Annotated in this window: 13 protein-coding genes; all 13 read right to left on the reverse strand. The window is 50.6% G+C overall.

Features of this window, described 5'->3' with window-relative positions:
* The 13 genes from DWW96_RS09430 to DWW96_RS09485 all read right to left on the reverse strand — a co-directional run bounded on the left by DWW96_RS09430 (window position 1) and on the right by DWW96_RS09485 (window position 15,868).
* On the reverse strand, window positions 1-3,873 hold the full coding sequence (locus tag DWW96_RS09430; RefSeq protein ID WP_117910219.1) for an antirestriction protein ArdA: 3,873 nt from the start codon (window positions 3,871-3,873) through the stop codon (window positions 1-3).
* Between the two features lie 217 nt (window positions 3,874-4,090).
* Complete coding sequence (locus DWW96_RS09435; protein ID WP_117910220.1) at window positions 4,091-6,181, reverse strand: DNA topoisomerase 3; 2,091 nt, start codon at window positions 6,179-6,181, stop codon at window positions 4,091-4,093.
* A gap of 15 nt (window positions 6,182-6,196) precedes the next feature.
* Complete coding sequence (locus DWW96_RS14450) at window positions 6,197-6,382, reverse strand: hypothetical protein (RefSeq protein ID WP_015529206.1); 186 nt, start codon at window positions 6,380-6,382, stop codon at window positions 6,197-6,199.
* Window positions 6,379-7,104 (reverse strand): DUF4366 domain-containing protein, encoded by a 726-nt coding sequence (locus tag DWW96_RS09445; RefSeq protein WP_015529207.1) that lies wholly within the window; start codon window positions 7,102-7,104, stop codon window positions 6,379-6,381. Before DWW96_RS09445 ends, DWW96_RS14450 begins: the two co-directional genes overlap by 4 nt.
* On the reverse strand, window positions 7,094-7,363 hold the full coding sequence (locus DWW96_RS09450) for a DUF4315 family protein (protein WP_005933780.1): 270 nt from the start codon (window positions 7,361-7,363) through the stop codon (window positions 7,094-7,096). The genes DWW96_RS09445 and DWW96_RS09450 overlap by 11 nt, the downstream gene beginning before the upstream one ends.
* A 31-nt stretch (window positions 7,364-7,394) precedes the next feature.
* The gene (locus tag DWW96_RS09455; RefSeq protein ID WP_117626719.1) at window positions 7,395-9,299 is read right to left on the reverse strand and encodes a CHAP domain-containing protein; all 1,905 of its coding nucleotides are present in this window, start codon (window positions 9,297-9,299) and stop codon (window positions 7,395-7,397) included.
* A gap of 35 nt (window positions 9,300-9,334) precedes the next feature.
* Window positions 9,335-11,764: a VirB4-like conjugal transfer ATPase, CD1110 family gene (locus DWW96_RS09460; protein WP_054344400.1), complete on the reverse strand. Its 2,430-nt coding sequence runs from the start codon at window positions 11,762-11,764 to the stop codon at window positions 9,335-9,337.
* Window positions 11,712-12,116 carry a PrgI family protein gene (locus tag DWW96_RS09465; protein ID WP_035394369.1) on the reverse strand — a complete coding sequence of 135 codons (405 nt, stop codon included), beginning with the start codon at window positions 12,114-12,116 and terminating at the stop codon, window positions 11,712-11,714. The genes DWW96_RS09460 and DWW96_RS09465 overlap by 53 nt, the downstream gene beginning before the upstream one ends.
* Window positions 12,117-12,137: 21 nt before the next feature.
* Window positions 12,138-13,007, reverse strand: coding sequence for a VirB6/TrbL-like conjugal transfer protein, CD1112 family (locus DWW96_RS09470; protein WP_015529210.1), 870 nt, complete (start codon window positions 13,005-13,007; stop codon window positions 12,138-12,140).
* A gap of 18 nt (window positions 13,008-13,025) precedes the next feature.
* A complete protein-coding gene (locus tag DWW96_RS09475; protein WP_009906233.1) occupies window positions 13,026-13,241 on the reverse strand; it encodes a Maff2 family protein in 216 nt (71 codons plus the stop codon).
* A gap of 194 nt (window positions 13,242-13,435) precedes the next feature.
* Window positions 13,436-13,606, reverse strand: a complete 171-nt coding sequence (locus tag DWW96_RS14270) for a hypothetical protein (RefSeq protein WP_164468384.1) — start codon at window positions 13,604-13,606, stop codon at window positions 13,436-13,438.
* Window positions 13,599-15,389, reverse strand: a complete 1,791-nt coding sequence (locus DWW96_RS09480; RefSeq protein WP_117443085.1) for a VirD4-like conjugal transfer protein, CD1115 family — start codon at window positions 15,387-15,389, stop codon at window positions 13,599-13,601. The genes DWW96_RS14270 and DWW96_RS09480 overlap by 8 nt, the downstream gene beginning before the upstream one ends.
* Entirely contained in the window at window positions 15,386-15,868 is a 483-nt protein-coding gene (locus DWW96_RS09485; protein ID WP_107572487.1) for a PcfB family protein, read from the reverse strand. Before DWW96_RS09485 ends, DWW96_RS09480 begins: the two co-directional genes overlap by 4 nt.
* Window positions 15,869-15,884 lie beyond the last annotated feature (16 nt).

The following is a 15,884-nucleotide window of genomic DNA, read 5'->3' on the forward strand; positions in this document are numbered from 1 at the left end:
TCAGCTCCTTTCCAAATCCTGTGTTTTCTGTCTTGCCTGTTTCTTCTGTGCCTGTTCTTTCGCTGCTTTAAGCTGCGCCCGGATAGAGGACTTTTTCTCCGGCTCTGCCTGTTTCTTTTCTGCTTTGAGGGCTTCGGCGTATTCTGCAAGGGAAATCTGTCCTCCGGCTTTTGCTTTTTCTTCCAGTTCCGTAGCGGTCGGGGTGTTGTTTATCTGCCCGTCAATCATGTTGTAATTCTGCTCGGTGGTCTGTTCGGCAGCTTTCAGATAATTTTCCGGCTGCAAAAACTCCGGCACGTCCTTATAACCGAAGCTGTCTACATAGTGGGCGGTGTCCTGTCCGTTCTGATGAAGTACCACCACGTCGGAAACGGAAAGGCTGTGTCCCTTAAAATCTTTCGGGTGGTCGATATTAAAGCGGGTGTAAATATCTTCAAGGGAAGTCCCCGGCGTAAGAGGTGCGGAATAGACAAGTGTATAGTTTTTCGCGTCTACCCGGTGTCCGGCGGCAATCAGACGGTCGTAAGGCTCAAAACGCAAGTCCCTTGTTTCGTCCCCGCCTTTTATCTGATAAATGGAAAAGGTGTCTTTATCCTGTGGGGCTTCCTGCTCCGGCTGCCCTTGTGCGAATTGTTCCTGTGCAGCTACCTTTTGCGCCCGGATATGCGCCCGCTGTAACTCGGTAGGCTTTTCCCCGGTAAGAGGTGCAATCGCCTTGACATAATCAGCCGCATAATAGGCGTTACTGGTAAGCTGCCGCTGCCATACCCCGGCTTTTGGCGACCAACGGAAGCCGTTGCTTTTTAAGGCTTCCCGCGTAGCTTCGTCCGGCTTATCCTCAAAGAAGATTTGCAGACGGTTCGCTTCGGTGTTTGCTTCCACCTTGCCGCCGTCGAATTCCCAACCCACAAAACCGATTTCTTTTTGCTGTGAAAGGGATTTGATACGGTCTTTCACGCGCCGGATTTCCGCGCTGTTGTTGGATAACGCCCAAGTCGCAAAGGGCTTGTCCCCCAAATGCCAACTGCTCGCCATGTCCGCTTTTAATTTTTCAAGCTGTTCCGGCAACAAATGCGGGCAGCCGTCAAGGGTCTTGTGCTTACGGTAATAGGCGTTTACGGCTTTCATGGTTTCCTGTGATTTTTCAAGGCTTTCCAGTTTCTTTTCTAACTTCTGTACTGCCTGTGGGTCGTCTGCACTGATACCGCCCATGCCGGTACTGCGGATTTTATCAAGAAGTCCTTGTATGTCCTGCCATTCCCGGTAATTGCTGTCGCGGGCTGCGTTCTGCTTTTCTTTCTTCCTTGTGGGGAAGTTAGAGCCGCCCGCAATGAGGATAGAGGGAACACGCGCGTCAATCTCATAGCCTTTGTTCATGTTCGCCGCCAGTTTCCGGGCGTAGGTGTCAAGCAGGCTGTCGATTTTCTCATGGTACATCGGGTCTACCCGCTGTTTCTGCCTTTCTGCAAGCTGTACGGCTTCATCTACATAGTGCCTGTATTCAGCCGTCGCGCTGCCTTGCTTATAATCGGAAAAACTGTTTGCGTCCTTTGCACGTTTGGCGGCAGCTTCGTTGATTGTGTAATAAGGTGCGGCGGGTGCAGCTTGTTCCGGCTGTGGTGCTTCGCTGCTTGCGCCTGTATCAGCTTCCGGCTCGGTCTGTGCTTCTTTTTCCTGTACCGGGGCTGTTTCTTCGGGAAGCTCCGGCGCGGCTGCTTCTGCTTCGGGCTGTATGGTAGCTTCCTGTGGGGTCTGTGCCTGTTCGGTGGTCTGTTCCTTATCCTGTGCCTTTTGGATTTCTGCAAAATGTCCGTCTATGGTATCAATCAGACTTGCGGCGGTGCTGCGGATTGTTTCAAGAGAGCCTTTCAGTTCTGCAAGTTCTTTTCCGCTGCTCCACCCGGCGATATATCCAAAGGAATAGTCCGACGTATCAAGCCCGTAGTGTTGGCAAACGGCATAGGCGACGCTTTCTGCCTGTACCTCGCGGGTGCGGCGGTCGGGACGTTCCGGCGCGTCTTTGTCTATGTCATGGAGTGTCGCATGGGCAATTTCATGGATAGCGGTCTTGATATTCTGCAATTCATCCATGCCCTCGTTGATGAGAATACACTTTTCCTCATAATTGCAGCGTCCTTTTATACTGCCGCTTAGTGCTTCAAATCCCATAGCAAAGGGGGAAGTTTTTTCAAGGGCAGCGAAAAAATCCTGATACTGTTCCACGTCGCCCGTAAGCTCCTTTATCCCAAGGTCGGGCAACTCCTTACCCTCGGTCTGCGACACGTCAAAAACAGATACCACACGAAAGGCGGGGATTTGGATTTCCTTTTCCTCGGTAACGGCTTTCCCGTTCTTATCGAAAACAGGCTTTTGCGTGTCCGGGTCGATTTTTTCCACCTGTTTCTTAACGGTAAAGGGCGCGGGCGCAATTATCTTGATAGCTTTTTCCCCCGGCTTTACATGGCGGTCAAATTCCTTTTCCCATTGTTTATAGCCTTTTACAAGGTTGCCGCCCTGCATGGCGATAAGGATTGTATTGTTTAGGCTGTAATCATGGAATTTAGACATAGTACGCAGATAGTCGGCGTAACGGTCGCTTTCATAAATCCCCAAAATGCCCTGTTCCAGTCGGTCGGTAATCTCTTTCATTTTGTTGGCGGGCTTTTCGGAAGATAGGATAATCGGGAGAACCGGGGGCTGCTCTGTGGCAGTGGTCGGTATGGCTGCGGCAGCGTCAAGGTCTGCCTGTTCCTTTTCCTGTACTGGCGGCTGCGGTGTTACCCGATATTCCTCCGGCACGTCCCGTCCGTCATACCACTGTGTAAAGGTGTTGCGGTTGTTGTAGATATATCCCTGCTCGGTAAATCTGCCCCCGTCATTGATAGCAGCGTCCCGCCCGTATTCCTCATAGAGAAAATAGTTTTTTGCTTCTTCCGGCAGCTCCAACTCGTCCAGTTCTTCAATCAGATAATGCCCGTAATCTTCCTCGGTTTTTACGGACGAATAAATCCAGTAACAGTCAAGATTTTGTGCAAGGTTTATAATGTCCTGCAAGTCCCTTGTATGGTCGCCGTATGTGATAGCCGCAGCAAATTTTTCCCGGTCGTCGTCAAACTGCATTTTCAAAAGCTCGCCCAAATAGTTCAGTTCGTCAAGGCTTTCAAGCTCGGTCAATTTCCCTGCCAGTCCCGGAATAGAGGACTGATATTCTGTGATGTGCAGCTCCCCGTAGTTTTTGCCGTCTATCCCGATACGGTCAAAGACTTCTTTCAAATGTTCAGCAGTCGTGGGGAATGATACCCATTCGCCCGCAGGTCTGCCCTCGGTGTACTTTCCAAGATTAGAAAGATACCCGCTTAAAATCGTTTCTTCCATGCGCTCACTCCTTTCTTTCTCAATCATGCGGTGCATAAGCTCGTAGTCCTCCATGCTCATGCTCCCGTCAAATAGATAGGGGTCGGGTTCTTCGCCGCCCCGGTAGGCTTTTTCAGAAAAAGGCAGCCCCGCAGCGTGGGCGGCGGCTCTTGCTTCCTCGATAAGCTCCGGCGGCAGCCTGTCGTCGTGGGCTTCGATAAATTCCCCGATATTGCTATATCCGTTTTCGTAGTGGCGGCGCACCCCGGCGGTCAGTTCGTCAAGGTTCCTGTCCTCGCCAAGATAGCCGGAATAATAGCCGTTTACCACAACGGCGGCAGGGTCAGCCTGTTTGATTTCTTCCATGCGGCTTCTGTCCTCCGGGTAGAGAATATCGCCCATTTCAAGGTGGAAATATTCCGCGTTCCAAGAACGTCCCGTTTTCCAAAACGCCACCCAAGCGATACCGTCCCTTAATTCTTCTTGATAGTCTTTTACGGTGTCCCGTAAATTTGCCATGTGTAACCTCCTTTCCCAAAGGCAGCGCGGACGCTGCGCTTTCCAGTTTCATCATTCAGTACCCCGCGCCCGCGTTTTTGCCAAAGAGTTTAGATATTTTTTCAAGATTTCAGAGGGTTTGGGAAACTTCCCAACAAGCAAAAATCCCCGCCGTTCTCGGTAGAGAAAGCAGGAATTTTACGGAAAAGGGTACTCTTTTCCTATGCTTGCTATTCAGTTATTTTTTCTTCGGAAGCTCCACCCGGTAGTTGACATATTTCCCGCCCGTATCAGCCAATACGATAGTTCCGTCGTAGGTCTTGCCCGTCTTTGGGGAATAGAGCTTTTTCACATTTACCTTGCCGGATTGTAAGAGCGCGGCGGCAATCTTCGGGGTAAAGGTTACTTTTCGTTCTTCAAAGAAACGGTCATTTTTCCACATGGTAAAGATACATTCCTTATTGCTGCAATAGTAATTCTTCTTGCCCTCATAGACAGGAGAACCGCAGCGGGGGCAGCTTCCCAACGCTTCCCGTTCCGGCTTGAACATCTGCGCTTTATCATCAGAAAGAAACGGGTACGTCTTTACCAGTTCCCGCGCCATATTCTCAATACCCTCCATAAATGCGGCGGGGTCTGCCTTGCCTTTTGCAATCTGTGTCAGATTGTTTTCCCATTCTGCGGTAAGCTGCGGGCTTGTCAAGGTGTCCGGCAGGACGCACACAAGGTTGATACCGTCCTTTGTGGGAAGTAGCTGCTTGCCTTTTCGCTCCACAAAACCGCCCTTTACCAGTTTTTCAATGACGGCGGCGCGGGTGGCGGGAGTTCCAAGCCCTTTGCGTTCTGCGTCCGGGTCGGTGTCCTCGCTTCCGGCGTGCTCCATAGCAGAGAGCAGCGACGCTTCGTTGTGAGGTTTTGGCGGTGTTGTGTCATGTTCCGTTACCGTTGCCGCCGGATTTTCAAAGGTCTGTCCCTCGGTAAATGGCGGCAGGGTCTTTTCTGTGTCGCTGTCTGCGTCGTCCTTTTCGGGCTTGTTCTTTAAGGCTGCCCGGTAACGGCGGTCAATCTCTTTCCAACCGTCGTACAGCACTGTTTTTCCCTTTGCGGTAAAGGACTGTCCGGCACATTCAAATGTAGCCGTAACCGCTTCAAAGGTATGTACTGCGGCGGTCGCCATGAGCAGACGCGCCCCGGCAAGGGTAAGGATATTCCTTTCGCTTTCCGGCAGCGCGGCAAGGTCGGTCTTTGCAAGCTCCATAGTCGGGATAATGGCATGGTGGTCTGATACCTTTTTACTGTTCAGCACTTTTGCAAGCTCCGGCGCAAAGTCCATGCCCGCCATAAAAGAAAATTTCCCACAAAGCAGCTTGATAATGCCCGCCGCTGTGTCGCCCATGTCGTCGGTCAGAAATGCGCTGTCGGTTCTCGGATAAGTAAGCAAACGCTTTTCATACAGGGCTTGTGCAAGGTCAAGGGTCTGCTTTGCGGTATATCCGAACAGGCGGTTTGCTTCCCTCTGCAAAGAAGTAAGGTCAAAGAGCTTCGGCGGGGCTGCGGTCTTTTTCTCTTTCACAAGGGAAGTACAGACTGCTTTTGACGCTTCACAAGCAGCTTTCAGCCTGTCAGCTTCGGAACGGTCAGACAGTTTTTCGCTTGCAGCTTCCGCGCCGGATAAGGACAGGCGCACATGATAGTATTTTTCTTTCTTGAACGTGGTAATCGCCGCGTCCCGGTCAACAAGCATTTTTAAGGTCGGGGTCTGTACGCGTCCCACATTCAAGGTATGGTTGTAAAGGACAGAAAAAAGACGGGTGGCGTTGATACCGATTAGCCAGTCAGCCTTTGCCCTGCATAATGCGGAAGCAAAGAGCGCGTCGTATGCTTCGCCGTTCTTCAGATGAGAAAAGCCCTCTTTGATAGCAGCTTCTTCCATTGAGGAAATCCACAAGCGGCGCGTGGGCTTCCTGCACCCGGCAACTTCGTAGACAAAACGGAAAATGAGTTCTCCCTCGCGCCCCGCGTCGCAGGCATTGACGACTTCGGAAACGTCTGCCCGGTGCATAAGTTCCTTTAAGGTCTTGAATTGCTTTTCCTTGTCAGAAGCAACGGTGTACTTCCATTCCTGCGGCAAAATCGGTAAGCTGTCATAGCTCCACTTTTTATACTGCTCCCCGTAGGCGGCAGCTTCGGAAAGCCCTACCAAATGTCCCACGCACCAAGAAACGATATAGCCGCTTCCTGTGAGAAATCCGTCTTTCTTTTCCTTTGCCCCAAGTACGGCAGCGATTGTCTGTGCCACACTGGGCTTTTCTGCGATAACTAAAATCAATGATAATTCCTCCTTTTATCGTTCGGTCTGTCGTTTGTTTTCCAGTTTTCTCATACAGTACCCCACACAAGGGGACTGCCCCTTGTAAGGGCAGCCCGCGCAGCGTGGGGAAGAAAGCTCCGGCGGGGATTTTTCCCGTTTGCCATAGTCCGGCTTCTGTATCATCATCTTTTCAAAGGGATTGTCGGTAAACAGGGTCATACTTCCTCGTCCTCCGTTTCTTCCTCTTTGGAAACTTCCCCGGTATCTGCTTCCGGCTCGTCCTCGTCGTAATCCTCAAAGTCAAAATCTTCAAGGTCGGTGCTTCCTTTCACGTTATGCTTCGGTTTTACAAACTTAAAGTAGTAGAACGCCGCGCCGCCACCAAGCAGCACAAAGAGGACTAAGGCAAGCACCGCGCCGGGATTGCCGTCTTTTTCTTTGGGTTCTTCCGGCTGCTCGGTGGGTGTTGGCGTGGGTTCCTTGCCTGTGCAGCCTGTCAGAGTAGTTGCACATACCGGGCAGGACGTATTTACCTTTCCGACTTCGCATTTTTCCGTACAGTTGCAGACTTCCGGCTTTTTCGTGGCTTCCCCGGTTTCGGTCAGTGCCATAAGGTCGGCTTCGTCCACTTGATTAAGGAAATGTACGGTCTGTTCCCCCTCGGCTGCCCGGTCAATGAGGATATAAAAGTAGTTGCCGCCTTTGGTGGTAACAGTGATAAGCTGCTTATTGCCGCCGAAATCGTCCACCAGTGTTGCGTTGCCCTTTGGGGTAAGGGGCGGCGTTTCCGGTTCTTCCACCACTACATTGCTGTCGTTGGTCGCGTCCTCTGTGGGTGGCTCTGCGGCTGTTCCCTGTGCATAGGCAGGGACAGAAAAACCGCCCATAAGGATAAGGGCGGCACAAAGGGCAGTCATGGTCTGTTTGAGTTTATTTTTCATCTGCATTGTCCTCCTGTTCTTCGTAGTCTGCCGCTTCGGTAGCGGGTGCGGCGTTCATGCCGGGAATACCGCCGCCGGACAGCATAGCATTTAATTCCTGCGGGGTAAGTCGCATAGCGCGTACAAGCTGCACGATTTCAAGGTTTTCCGCTTCGGTTTTCTGCGCTTCCAGTCCTTTTAACTTGTTCTGATACTCTGTGATTTTCTCGCGGGTCTTTGCGATTTCCTTATTGATACGGTCGATTTTGTTGTTTGCCATAAAATAAATTCTCCTTTCTTTTCGGGGCTGCTTACCAGTTCATCAGCCCGTAGCCTTTGATACATTGATAGTTGAGGTCATAGCTTTTAATCTTGCAGGCGTCGCCGGAATTGCCCTCAACGGTATAGACGCGGCTTCCGTCCCTGCCAAGCACAAGCCCCACATGGTCGGCAACGCCGTCTAAATCCCAGTCGAAAAAGATAGCGTCGCCCGGTGCGATATTCTCATAGCCGCGTGCGCCCCATTGTCCCCTTGACTGGAACCAAGGAACGCCCTGCCATTCGCAGCCCGCAAAGCGGGGTTCGCTTTTTCCGGCTTGATTGTAGCACCATGACACAAAGCAGGCGCACCATTCCACGCGGCTGTTAAAGCCGTACCAAGACCAGTAAGGGTAGCCGCCCACGTTTCCGACCTGCTGTTTTGCAAGCTCCATAAGCTCCGGGTTTCCGGGACGTGTGCCGTTTACAAACTCCACGCCGCTTAAATCCTCGGACGGGCTTCCGTCGGGAGAGCCGCCGCCAAAAATCAACGGTTTGTTGCCCTGTGTCTGTAAGTACACCTTGAACATTTCAAACTGCTGTGGGTTCAGCAGTTCTTCCGCAAGGGAAGCAATCGGCTTGTTTGTCAGTTTCACATTTAAGATACGGTATTCGTATTCTTCCTCGTTGCCCTCCTCGTCGGTGGTGGTGCGTATCTCGATTTCTTCCGTCAGCGTCAAGGTGTACTGTAAGCCGAACAGCCGTTTTAGCTCTGCCTGTGCGCTCTGCGGGGTGTAACTCTGCAAAAGGGCAGTCAAGTACGACGCTAATTCGTGGGGGTTATGCCCGATAGTATCAAGGTCATAGCGGTATTCATCATAGCCGCTGTGGGTGCTTTCGATATTGTCAATTTCCTGTTGCAGCTCATTTTCCATTGCAGCATAGCTCTGTTCCGTTGCCACAAGGTCGCTGTCCTCGGACGTGTAGGAAGTCCCTAACACGCTGTTCATGCTGCCGGAAAACATTGCCCCACAAGAGGAAAGCCCTACGGATACCATGATGAACAGAAGCAGCGCGGCGATAGCGATTATCACGCCTGCCGGGTGTCGTCCTGCAAAGGCAGCCGCTTTCTTTGCTGCTGTTTGGGACGCTCCGGCGGCAGCTTTGGCGGTGGCTGCGCCGCTTTTCTTTACGGTTTTTGCATACTGGCGTTTGATTTTCTGTTTCTGCATGAACCGTGAAAAGGGATTGCTTGTAAGCTGCGGGTTCTCCTGCAAGGCTTTGTGATACTGAAAATTGACGTTTGCCTTAAACGCTGCCTGTTCTGCCTTTGCCGCTTCCCGGTAGGGTTTCAGCTTATGGCTGCGGTAGCCCTGTTTTAATTTTCTTGTCCCGTACCTTGCGCCGCGCTCGGCAAGTTCCTCCGATTTGTGCGCGCCCTCCACACCGGAATTATCTTTCTCGACGCTATGGATTTTGTTGTGAACAAAAATACCCGCTTCCTGCGCGGGGTGGGATAACGGGTTACTGTGGGCTTTGCCGCCGGGTATCGGCTTTTCCTGTTCTTCAAAGCGTAAACGGGTCTTTGCCTTTCCGGCGGTTTCCTCAAAGGTGCGCTCTTTTACAAGTTTCTTCTGCTTCGGGAGAGCTGCCTTTGCTGCGTCCAGTTTGTCGGCTGCTTTTTCCGATTTTTTGATGTAGGGTTGCAGTTTTGGCGTTTCCCGTTCCTCGTCGGTAAACTGCAAGCGTGAGGTGGAAGTACGCAAAACAGCCGCTTCCTGTGCTTTCTTGACTGCCTTTTTGCTTGCCTTTCGGGTATGGGCTGCGTCAAGGTGTTCCATGACACGCTCTGCGGTAGCGGTGTCCGGCTGTGAAAAGTCGCTGTCTGCTTCCCGGCTGCTGATACGCTCGGCAGTCTGCTGTGTTTCATTGATTTCCACCGCACCGTCGCGGGTCATTTTCTGCGTGATTTTATCGCGTGGTTTTAACTGTTTCATAGGCTGCTCACTTCCTCCGGCTTCGTCGTCATAATGCGGTAAAGCTCGGTATCTTTCGGGAAATGGTCTACAAAGGGAAGCACCACATTCCCATAAAAGATAAGTCCCTCGCCTGCTTCGGTGTGGGTTACATACTTCATCTGCTGTGGGCTGATATTTAACTGCTTTGCAAGGATAGCCCGGTCGCCCTGTGCCTGATTGAGCATGAGGACAAAATCAGAGTTTTCAAAGATATTTTCCACCTCGCGGGAAGCAAGCAAGTCCTTAATGTTCTGCGTGATAGCTGTGGGTATGCCTCCCCATTTTCTAAAACGCTTCCAAATCTCCACACTGTAAGCGGCGGTCTGTTCCTCTTTTAAGAGCAAGTGAAATTCGTCCATATAGTAGCGGGTAGATTTCTTTTCTGCCCGGTTAATGGTAACGCGGTTCCATATCTGGTCTTGCACAATGAGCATACCTAACTTTTTGAGCTGCTTCCCAAGCTGCTTAATGTCAAAGCAGACAAGGCGGTTAGAAAGCTCCACATTCGTTCTGTGGTTGAATACGTTAAGACTGCCGGAAACATACAGCTCCAATGCCGCTGCAATGCGGGCAGCTTCCGGCTCCGGCTGTTTTAACAGCTCGTCGTAAAGGTCGCCCAAGATAGGCATTTTTGCCGGGTCGGGGTCAGCAAGGTAGTCCCGGTACACATTCCTTACGGCGCGGTCAATGACGGTCTTATCAACGGGCTGCAAGCCCTCCTTGCCGCCAATGACAAGCTCGCAGAGGGACAGGATAAAATCACTTTTCAGTGCAAGGGGGCTGTCGTCCTCGCTGTAATTAAGGTTCATATCCATAGGGTTCACATACTGGGGCTTGCCGTCCATGCCTTTCCCGGTCGGGGATAAGCGTATCACTTGCCCGCCAAGCCGCTTGACAAGGGCAAAATACTCGGCTTCCGGGTCGCAGATAAAAATATCATCGTCAGTAATGAGAAAGGCGTTTGTGATTTCCCGCTTTGCCGCAAAGGATTTTCCGCTGCCCGGTGTTCCCAAGATAAGCCCATTCGGGTTTTTAAGCTGCTTGCGGTCGCAGAGTATCATGTTGTTGCTTAAAGCGTTCAGCCCATAATACAGGGCAGACCCGGTCTGAAATAGCTCCTGCGTGATGAACGGGATAAAAATAGCGGTGCTTGATGTGGTAAGTCCCCGTTGTATCGGGATAAGGTTCTCCCCCAAAGGGATAGAGGACATCAGCCCCGCTTCCTGCTGATAGTCAAGACGGGTCAGGGCGCAGTTGTATTTCTGTGCAATGCCCGCCGCCGCGAAAATGTCATTTTCCAGTTTCCGCTTCGTGTCTGTCATGTTTACCACAAGGAACGTGAGAAGAAACATTCGCTCGTTGCGGCTCTGTAAATCCTGCAACAGGTTCTTTGCTTCATTTCCAAAGGTGGCAAGGTCGGACGGGATTATATCCATATCGTAACCGCTTCTAACCGCTTTTTTCTGTTCCTCAATCTTCATCTTGTCAAGGTCAGTGATTTTGCGCTTAATGGTCTTGATTGCTTCCGACTGGTCGATACTTTTAATGTGGAGATTGACAATAACGCCTGTTTCCAAGTCCAACATATCCGCTAAGATACGGTCGTTTAACTCCGGGGCAAGGATTTCAAGGAACGATACCGCCCCCGTCTTTTTCCCCATAGCAAAGTAGCGTCCCTCCCCGAACTTGAAAGAGGACGGGGCGATAAAGTCCTTTGTGGTAAGCCCCGTCGGGGTCAGCCAGTCATAAGAGAATGAGAACGGCTCGCCTGCCGGGTGGAATACCCCATGCAGCACCTTTAGGCGTTCATAGCCGGATAAGGGGTGCGCCGATACCCCAAGCACCTTAAAATTATTGAGTACGTCTGTTTCAATACGGGAAAGCCGCGCCCTTGCTGCCGCCGGATTGTCCGCTTCAATGGAAAATGTGATGTACTTATGCTTGACAAGCCCGTTGTTCCCTTTGGCAAGCTGCGATTTCAGCATATCGGAATACTCAGTGCGGATAGAGTTAAAATCGTCATTTTGCAGCGGGATATGGATTGCCAGCGCTGCCTGTTCCTGCTGTGAGCCTTGATTGATGAAAGAAAGCTGCACGTTCACGCTTGCGTCAAAGTAGTTGAGAAAATCGCACCAGTTTTCAAAAATGGCGGTCTTATCGTCTGCCTGTGCAAGCTGATAGTTGATGTCCTCAAAGGCAATGCTCTTTGAATATTTCCGCTGTGCCACTTTGCAGATACCGTCCGGGTACATGGCAAGGTAGGGAATGGTCTGCTGTGCGGTGTGGGCTTTGCCGTCCCCCTTTGCCTGCCGGATAACCGCCGCTATCTGTTTCTTTTCCGCGCGGGTCAGCTTACGCCTGTTTCCTGCGGCTTCCCGCGTCTTTTTTGTCTGTCCTTTTGACAATCGCTGATACCTCCTTTTCTAATGCCCGCTGTTTCTCCAAGAGTGCATACAGGTTTTCCGTCTGATACGGTCGCACTTTGGGGCGGGTCAATTTTGTCTGAATGATGTTCTTTACAACCACTTCAAGGGGCTGCCCATGCTTTTCATACATGGCAACCAAAAAGCAGGGAAGCATGACGACAATCATTGCCATTGCCGCAAGGCTCGTCCCTGCGCTGTCTTTGAACAAAAAGAAAAGTGGCAGTCCCATAAGAAGTGCCACTGAAAAACAAAGGATTTGCCGCTTTGTCAGATTGAAAGCGACTTTTGTTTTGACTTTGGATAAGTCTTTGGGTACAGGTACATACGCCAAGAAAAAACCTCCTTTCTGCCCTTAGTGGGCGTTGAATATAGATTTTGCCAGTGCGCCGGATTTGAACAGGGAGAAACAGAGGATAACGGTATAGGCTGCAAGGGAAAAAATCGCGCTGTGCAGGTTGTCCGCTAAGACCATTTCGCCTACCAAAACCGCATAAATGCCGACGCATATCATAATGAGGAAGCCTTGAAAACCAAGTGCAAACAGCCCCTTTAGGTAGTTGTTCCCAATCTGTCCCCATTCCCGGTTTGTCATGGTGGCAAAAGGGATAGGGGAAACGGAACAGTAGGCGTATATCTCAATCATTCTGCCGTAGAGGATAACGGTTATCAGTACGGACATGATTTTCATACAAAGGCTTACAAGGCTCGTTTCCATGACAAGTAACAGTAGTTCGGGGATTTCCATATCTTTTAGTCCCTCCTGCATGGCGGCAAGGGCTTCGGTTACGTCGATATTCGTATCGCCGCCGATTACCCCCGCCGCGCCGGACACAATATGCTGCGCCATATCAAACACCGCCATAGTAATATCAAAGGTGTGCGTTACCAAGAAAACGGCAACAAAGGCTTTGAAAAACCACTTAAAGAACATGAACGTGTCAACGTCGTGCATATTGTTTTTTTCCGTTACCATGCTGATAAGCTCATAACAGAGGACATAGGTAATGACAAGCCCCGCAATGGGTACAATCACATTTTCCGACAGATTTTGTATCATGTTGAAAATGTTCGCGTTCCACCCCTGTGGGGTCTTGCCTACCTCCGCTGCAATGGTGCCTACTTTTTCGTTTACGTCCCCGAACATCGTTGACAGATTACCGTTTATCGCGCCGATAAGGATTTCTTTTATCCATTCGTTAATCGCGTCAAGTATGCTCTCCATAGGCTACCCTCCGTAAACTTATCCGAACAGACCGGAAAGAAGCGGTACAAGGATAGTGCCGATAAGGGCAACACCGCCGCCCGCCATAAGCTGCTTAATGCCCTGTGATTTTGCACCCGGATTGTCGTTTCCATATCCCTCTAAGAGGTTGATAACGCCCCAAATGCCTAAGCCTGCGCCCAGTGCGATAACAAGGGTCTGTAATACGTCGATAGCAGAGTTAAAAAATTCCATAAAGCTCCTTTCTGCCGCAAATGCGGCTTGCCCCATAAAAGGGCATAAAAAACGGCGGTCAGTTTTGTAACTGCCGCGGTCATAAGTCCCCGCGCTGCCTATGTGTCTGCCGCGCGGCGGTATTCAGTTTTTAAGTATGGGCGTTATGGATTTTCCAGTAGGGGCGCGTATTCTGTAAGTTGTCTGTTTCTTTGTTACTGCGTCAATTCCTCCTTTCGCTGCTGCTCATACAGGGCTTCACACCGTTTTACAAACTGCCGGATAGCTGTCTGTCGCTGTTGCTCCCGTCGCTCGGCAATGAAAATAAGCCCGTTTATGGCTTCTGTGATTTTCTTATCCTTTTTCTTTCGGATACGTCTATTCATGGTCGGTGTCCTCCTGCAAATCTGCTTCACTGATTTCGTAATAGTCAAAGGGTTCGTCCGGCTTCACAAGGGCGGGTCTGCGCCTTAAATGCTTTTCCATATCAAAGGTATTTTTCTTGTCATAGTCGGACAGGTATTTATAGTTGGGATGCTTTGTAATATCATACTTATCAGAGAAGAACGGGCGCACCCCTCGTAGCTGCAAGATACATTTCCCGCCGTCCATGACTGCAATTTCATCTTCCGTCATAAGCTGCTTGCCTAACTTCTGATAGTTCAGCCCATGCGATACCTCGCGCCCCCGGTTCTCGGAAGTGTTGAAGCTGTCAATGGTTTCTTTCCCCAAGATTTCCGACATTTCTTTGAGGGTGGTTTTCTCCTTGCCGCCCAAGAAAAGGGTGGTGTCGCAGTTGCCGGCTATGGTATCGGCGTTGTCCTTATAGATTGCCTTTAACTGGCTTTGCGACTGTAAGATAATCGACGCGGAGATTTCCCGGCTTCGTATGGTGGCTATGAGCTTTTCAAACTTCGGTATCTGCCCGATATTTGCAAATTCGTCTAACAGACAGCGCACATGGACGGGCAGCCTGCCGCCGTATTCATTATCTGCCTTGTCGCAAAGGAGATTGAAAAGCTGTGTGTAAAGGATTGATACCACAAAGTTAAAAGTATCGTCGGTGTCGCTGATAATGACAAACAGAGCGGTCTTACGGTCGCCTATGGTGTCAAGCTCCATTTCATCAGTTTCCATAAGGTCGCGCAGTTCCTTAATGTCAAAAGGGGAAAGCCGCGCACCGCAGGAAATGAGGATAGAGCTTCGTGTCTTTCCCGCAGATAACAGGAATTTCTTATACTGCCGGACGGCAAAGTGTTCCGGGTCTTTTTCCTCCAACCGTTCAAACATAAGGTCAACGGGGGACTGAAATTCCGGGTCGTCCTCGCGGGCTTCCGACGCATTTATCATTTCAAGCAGCGTCGTGAAGTTCTTTTCTTCCTCCGGGGCTTCGTACCAAATGTAGCCGATAAGGGCGCAGTAAAAGAGCCGTTCCGATTTTACCCAAAAATCCTCCCCGGCTTTTTCCCCGTCCCCTTTGGTGTTGGCAATCAAGGTATTTACCAGTTTCAAAATGTCTTTTTCGCTGCGGAGATAGGCAAAGGGATTGTATTTCATGCTTTTTTTGAAGTTAATCGTGTTCAGCACTTTTATCCGGTAGCCGCCCCGCTGTAAGAGCTTCCCGCACTCGACTAAAACCGTTCCTTTCGGGTCGGTTACAACGTAGCTGCTGTGCATTTGCATTAAGTTGGGCTTCACGAAAAATCTCGTCTTTCCGCTGCCGCTTCCCCCGATAACAAGGATATTTTTATTCCTTGCATACTTCGGCTGCTTCGGGCGGCTGTTCATGGTAAGCCGTTCCGTCTGCGTCAGCAGCACGTTATTCTGAAATACCGGGTCGGTGTAGGGCTTAATATCTTCGGCAGTCCCCCAACGGGCAGAGCCGTATTCGATACCTTTCCGGTATTTCTTCGCGTTCTTGCCTTTGAAGTACACCATAAGCCGGATAAGGACAGCCCCCGCAATACCGATAAGCAAATCCATAGGGGCAAAACTCGGAAGCGGGTTTGCAAAAGCCATAGAAAATCCCTCCCCAAGCGACAACACCTTGCCGGACAGGTCAGCCCCCGGCGAAAGGCGTACCGCCTGCCCGACTTTATCAAAAAGATACACAAAGAACAGATAGGGAATGTTGGGAAGCAGCAGTTTTTTCCAGTTGATAGCGTTCATCTTGCAATCCCCCTGTCTTTGTTTTTTACTTTGTCCCGCTGTGTGTTCAGAGCCGCCGCCTTTTCTTTGAGGGAAACAATCAGCTTTCGGATAGGGGGCTTTTGTTCCTGCGTCAGTTTCTTTGCGGAAAACTCCTTGAAAGCTGCGGTCAGTGCGTCCGCGTCCCGTCCCTTGAAAAACACAAGATAGCGGGGCGGGGTTTCGGTGCTGTCTTTCTTTAGGGCAAAGTCAATCCCGTATTTTTTCGCCGTACTCTCAAAGGCTTTGATATTGTCCTTTGTGATTTCAATGTTGGAAACGCCCGCGTTCTGCTTCATAAGCTGCTTTAGGGTCTGCTTTCCATGCGGGATTTTCTGTCTGTCATGCTGCTTTTTCATCTGTGCAAGCAGGGCTTTCATAGCCTTTTGGAGCTGCTGCGCCGTCAGCTTCCCGGTCTTGATGTAAAGGGCTATGGTCTTTTCGTTGGTTTCCTCCTGCAATGGGTGTCCTCCTTTC

Origin of the sequence: Eubacterium sp. AF17-7 (assembly GCF_003461285.1) — a bacterium.
GTDB classification, from domain to species: domain Bacteria; phylum Bacillota; class Clostridia; order Lachnospirales; family Lachnospiraceae; genus Eubacterium_U; species Eubacterium_U album.

What these genes read in the sequence shown, in the direction of transcription:
- DWW96_RS09450 (WP_005933780.1), bottom strand. Translation starts at nt 7,363, where the DNA reads ATGGCAAACAACAAAATCGACCGTATCAATAAGGAAATCGCAAAGACC.
- DWW96_RS09430 (WP_117910219.1), bottom strand. Translation starts at nt 3,873, where the DNA reads ATGGCAAATTTACGGGACACCGTAAAAGACTATCAAGAAGAATTAAGG.
- DWW96_RS09455 (WP_117626719.1), bottom strand. Translation starts at nt 9,299, where the DNA reads ATGACCCGCGACGGTGCGGTGGAAATCAATGAAACACAGCAGACTGCC.
- DWW96_RS09445 (WP_015529207.1), bottom strand. Translation starts at nt 7,104, where the DNA reads ATGAAAAATAAACTCAAACAGACCATGACTGCCCTTTGTGCCGCCCTT.
- DWW96_RS14450 (WP_015529206.1), bottom strand. Translation starts at nt 6,382, where the DNA reads ATGACCCTGTTTACCGACAATCCCTTTGAAAAGATGATGATACAGAAG.
- DWW96_RS09480 (WP_117443085.1), bottom strand. Translation starts at nt 15,389, where the DNA reads ATGAACGCTATCAACTGGAAAAAACTGCTGCTTCCCAACATTCCCTAT.
- DWW96_RS09475 (WP_009906233.1), bottom strand. Translation starts at nt 13,241, where the DNA reads ATGGAATTTTTTAACTCTGCTATCGACGTATTACAGACCCTTGTTATC.
- DWW96_RS09470 (WP_015529210.1), bottom strand. Translation starts at nt 13,007, where the DNA reads ATGGAGAGCATACTTGACGCGATTAACGAATGGATAAAAGAAATCCTT.
- DWW96_RS14270 (WP_164468384.1), bottom strand. Translation starts at nt 13,606, where the DNA reads ATGAATAGACGTATCCGAAAGAAAAAGGATAAGAAAATCACAGAAGCC.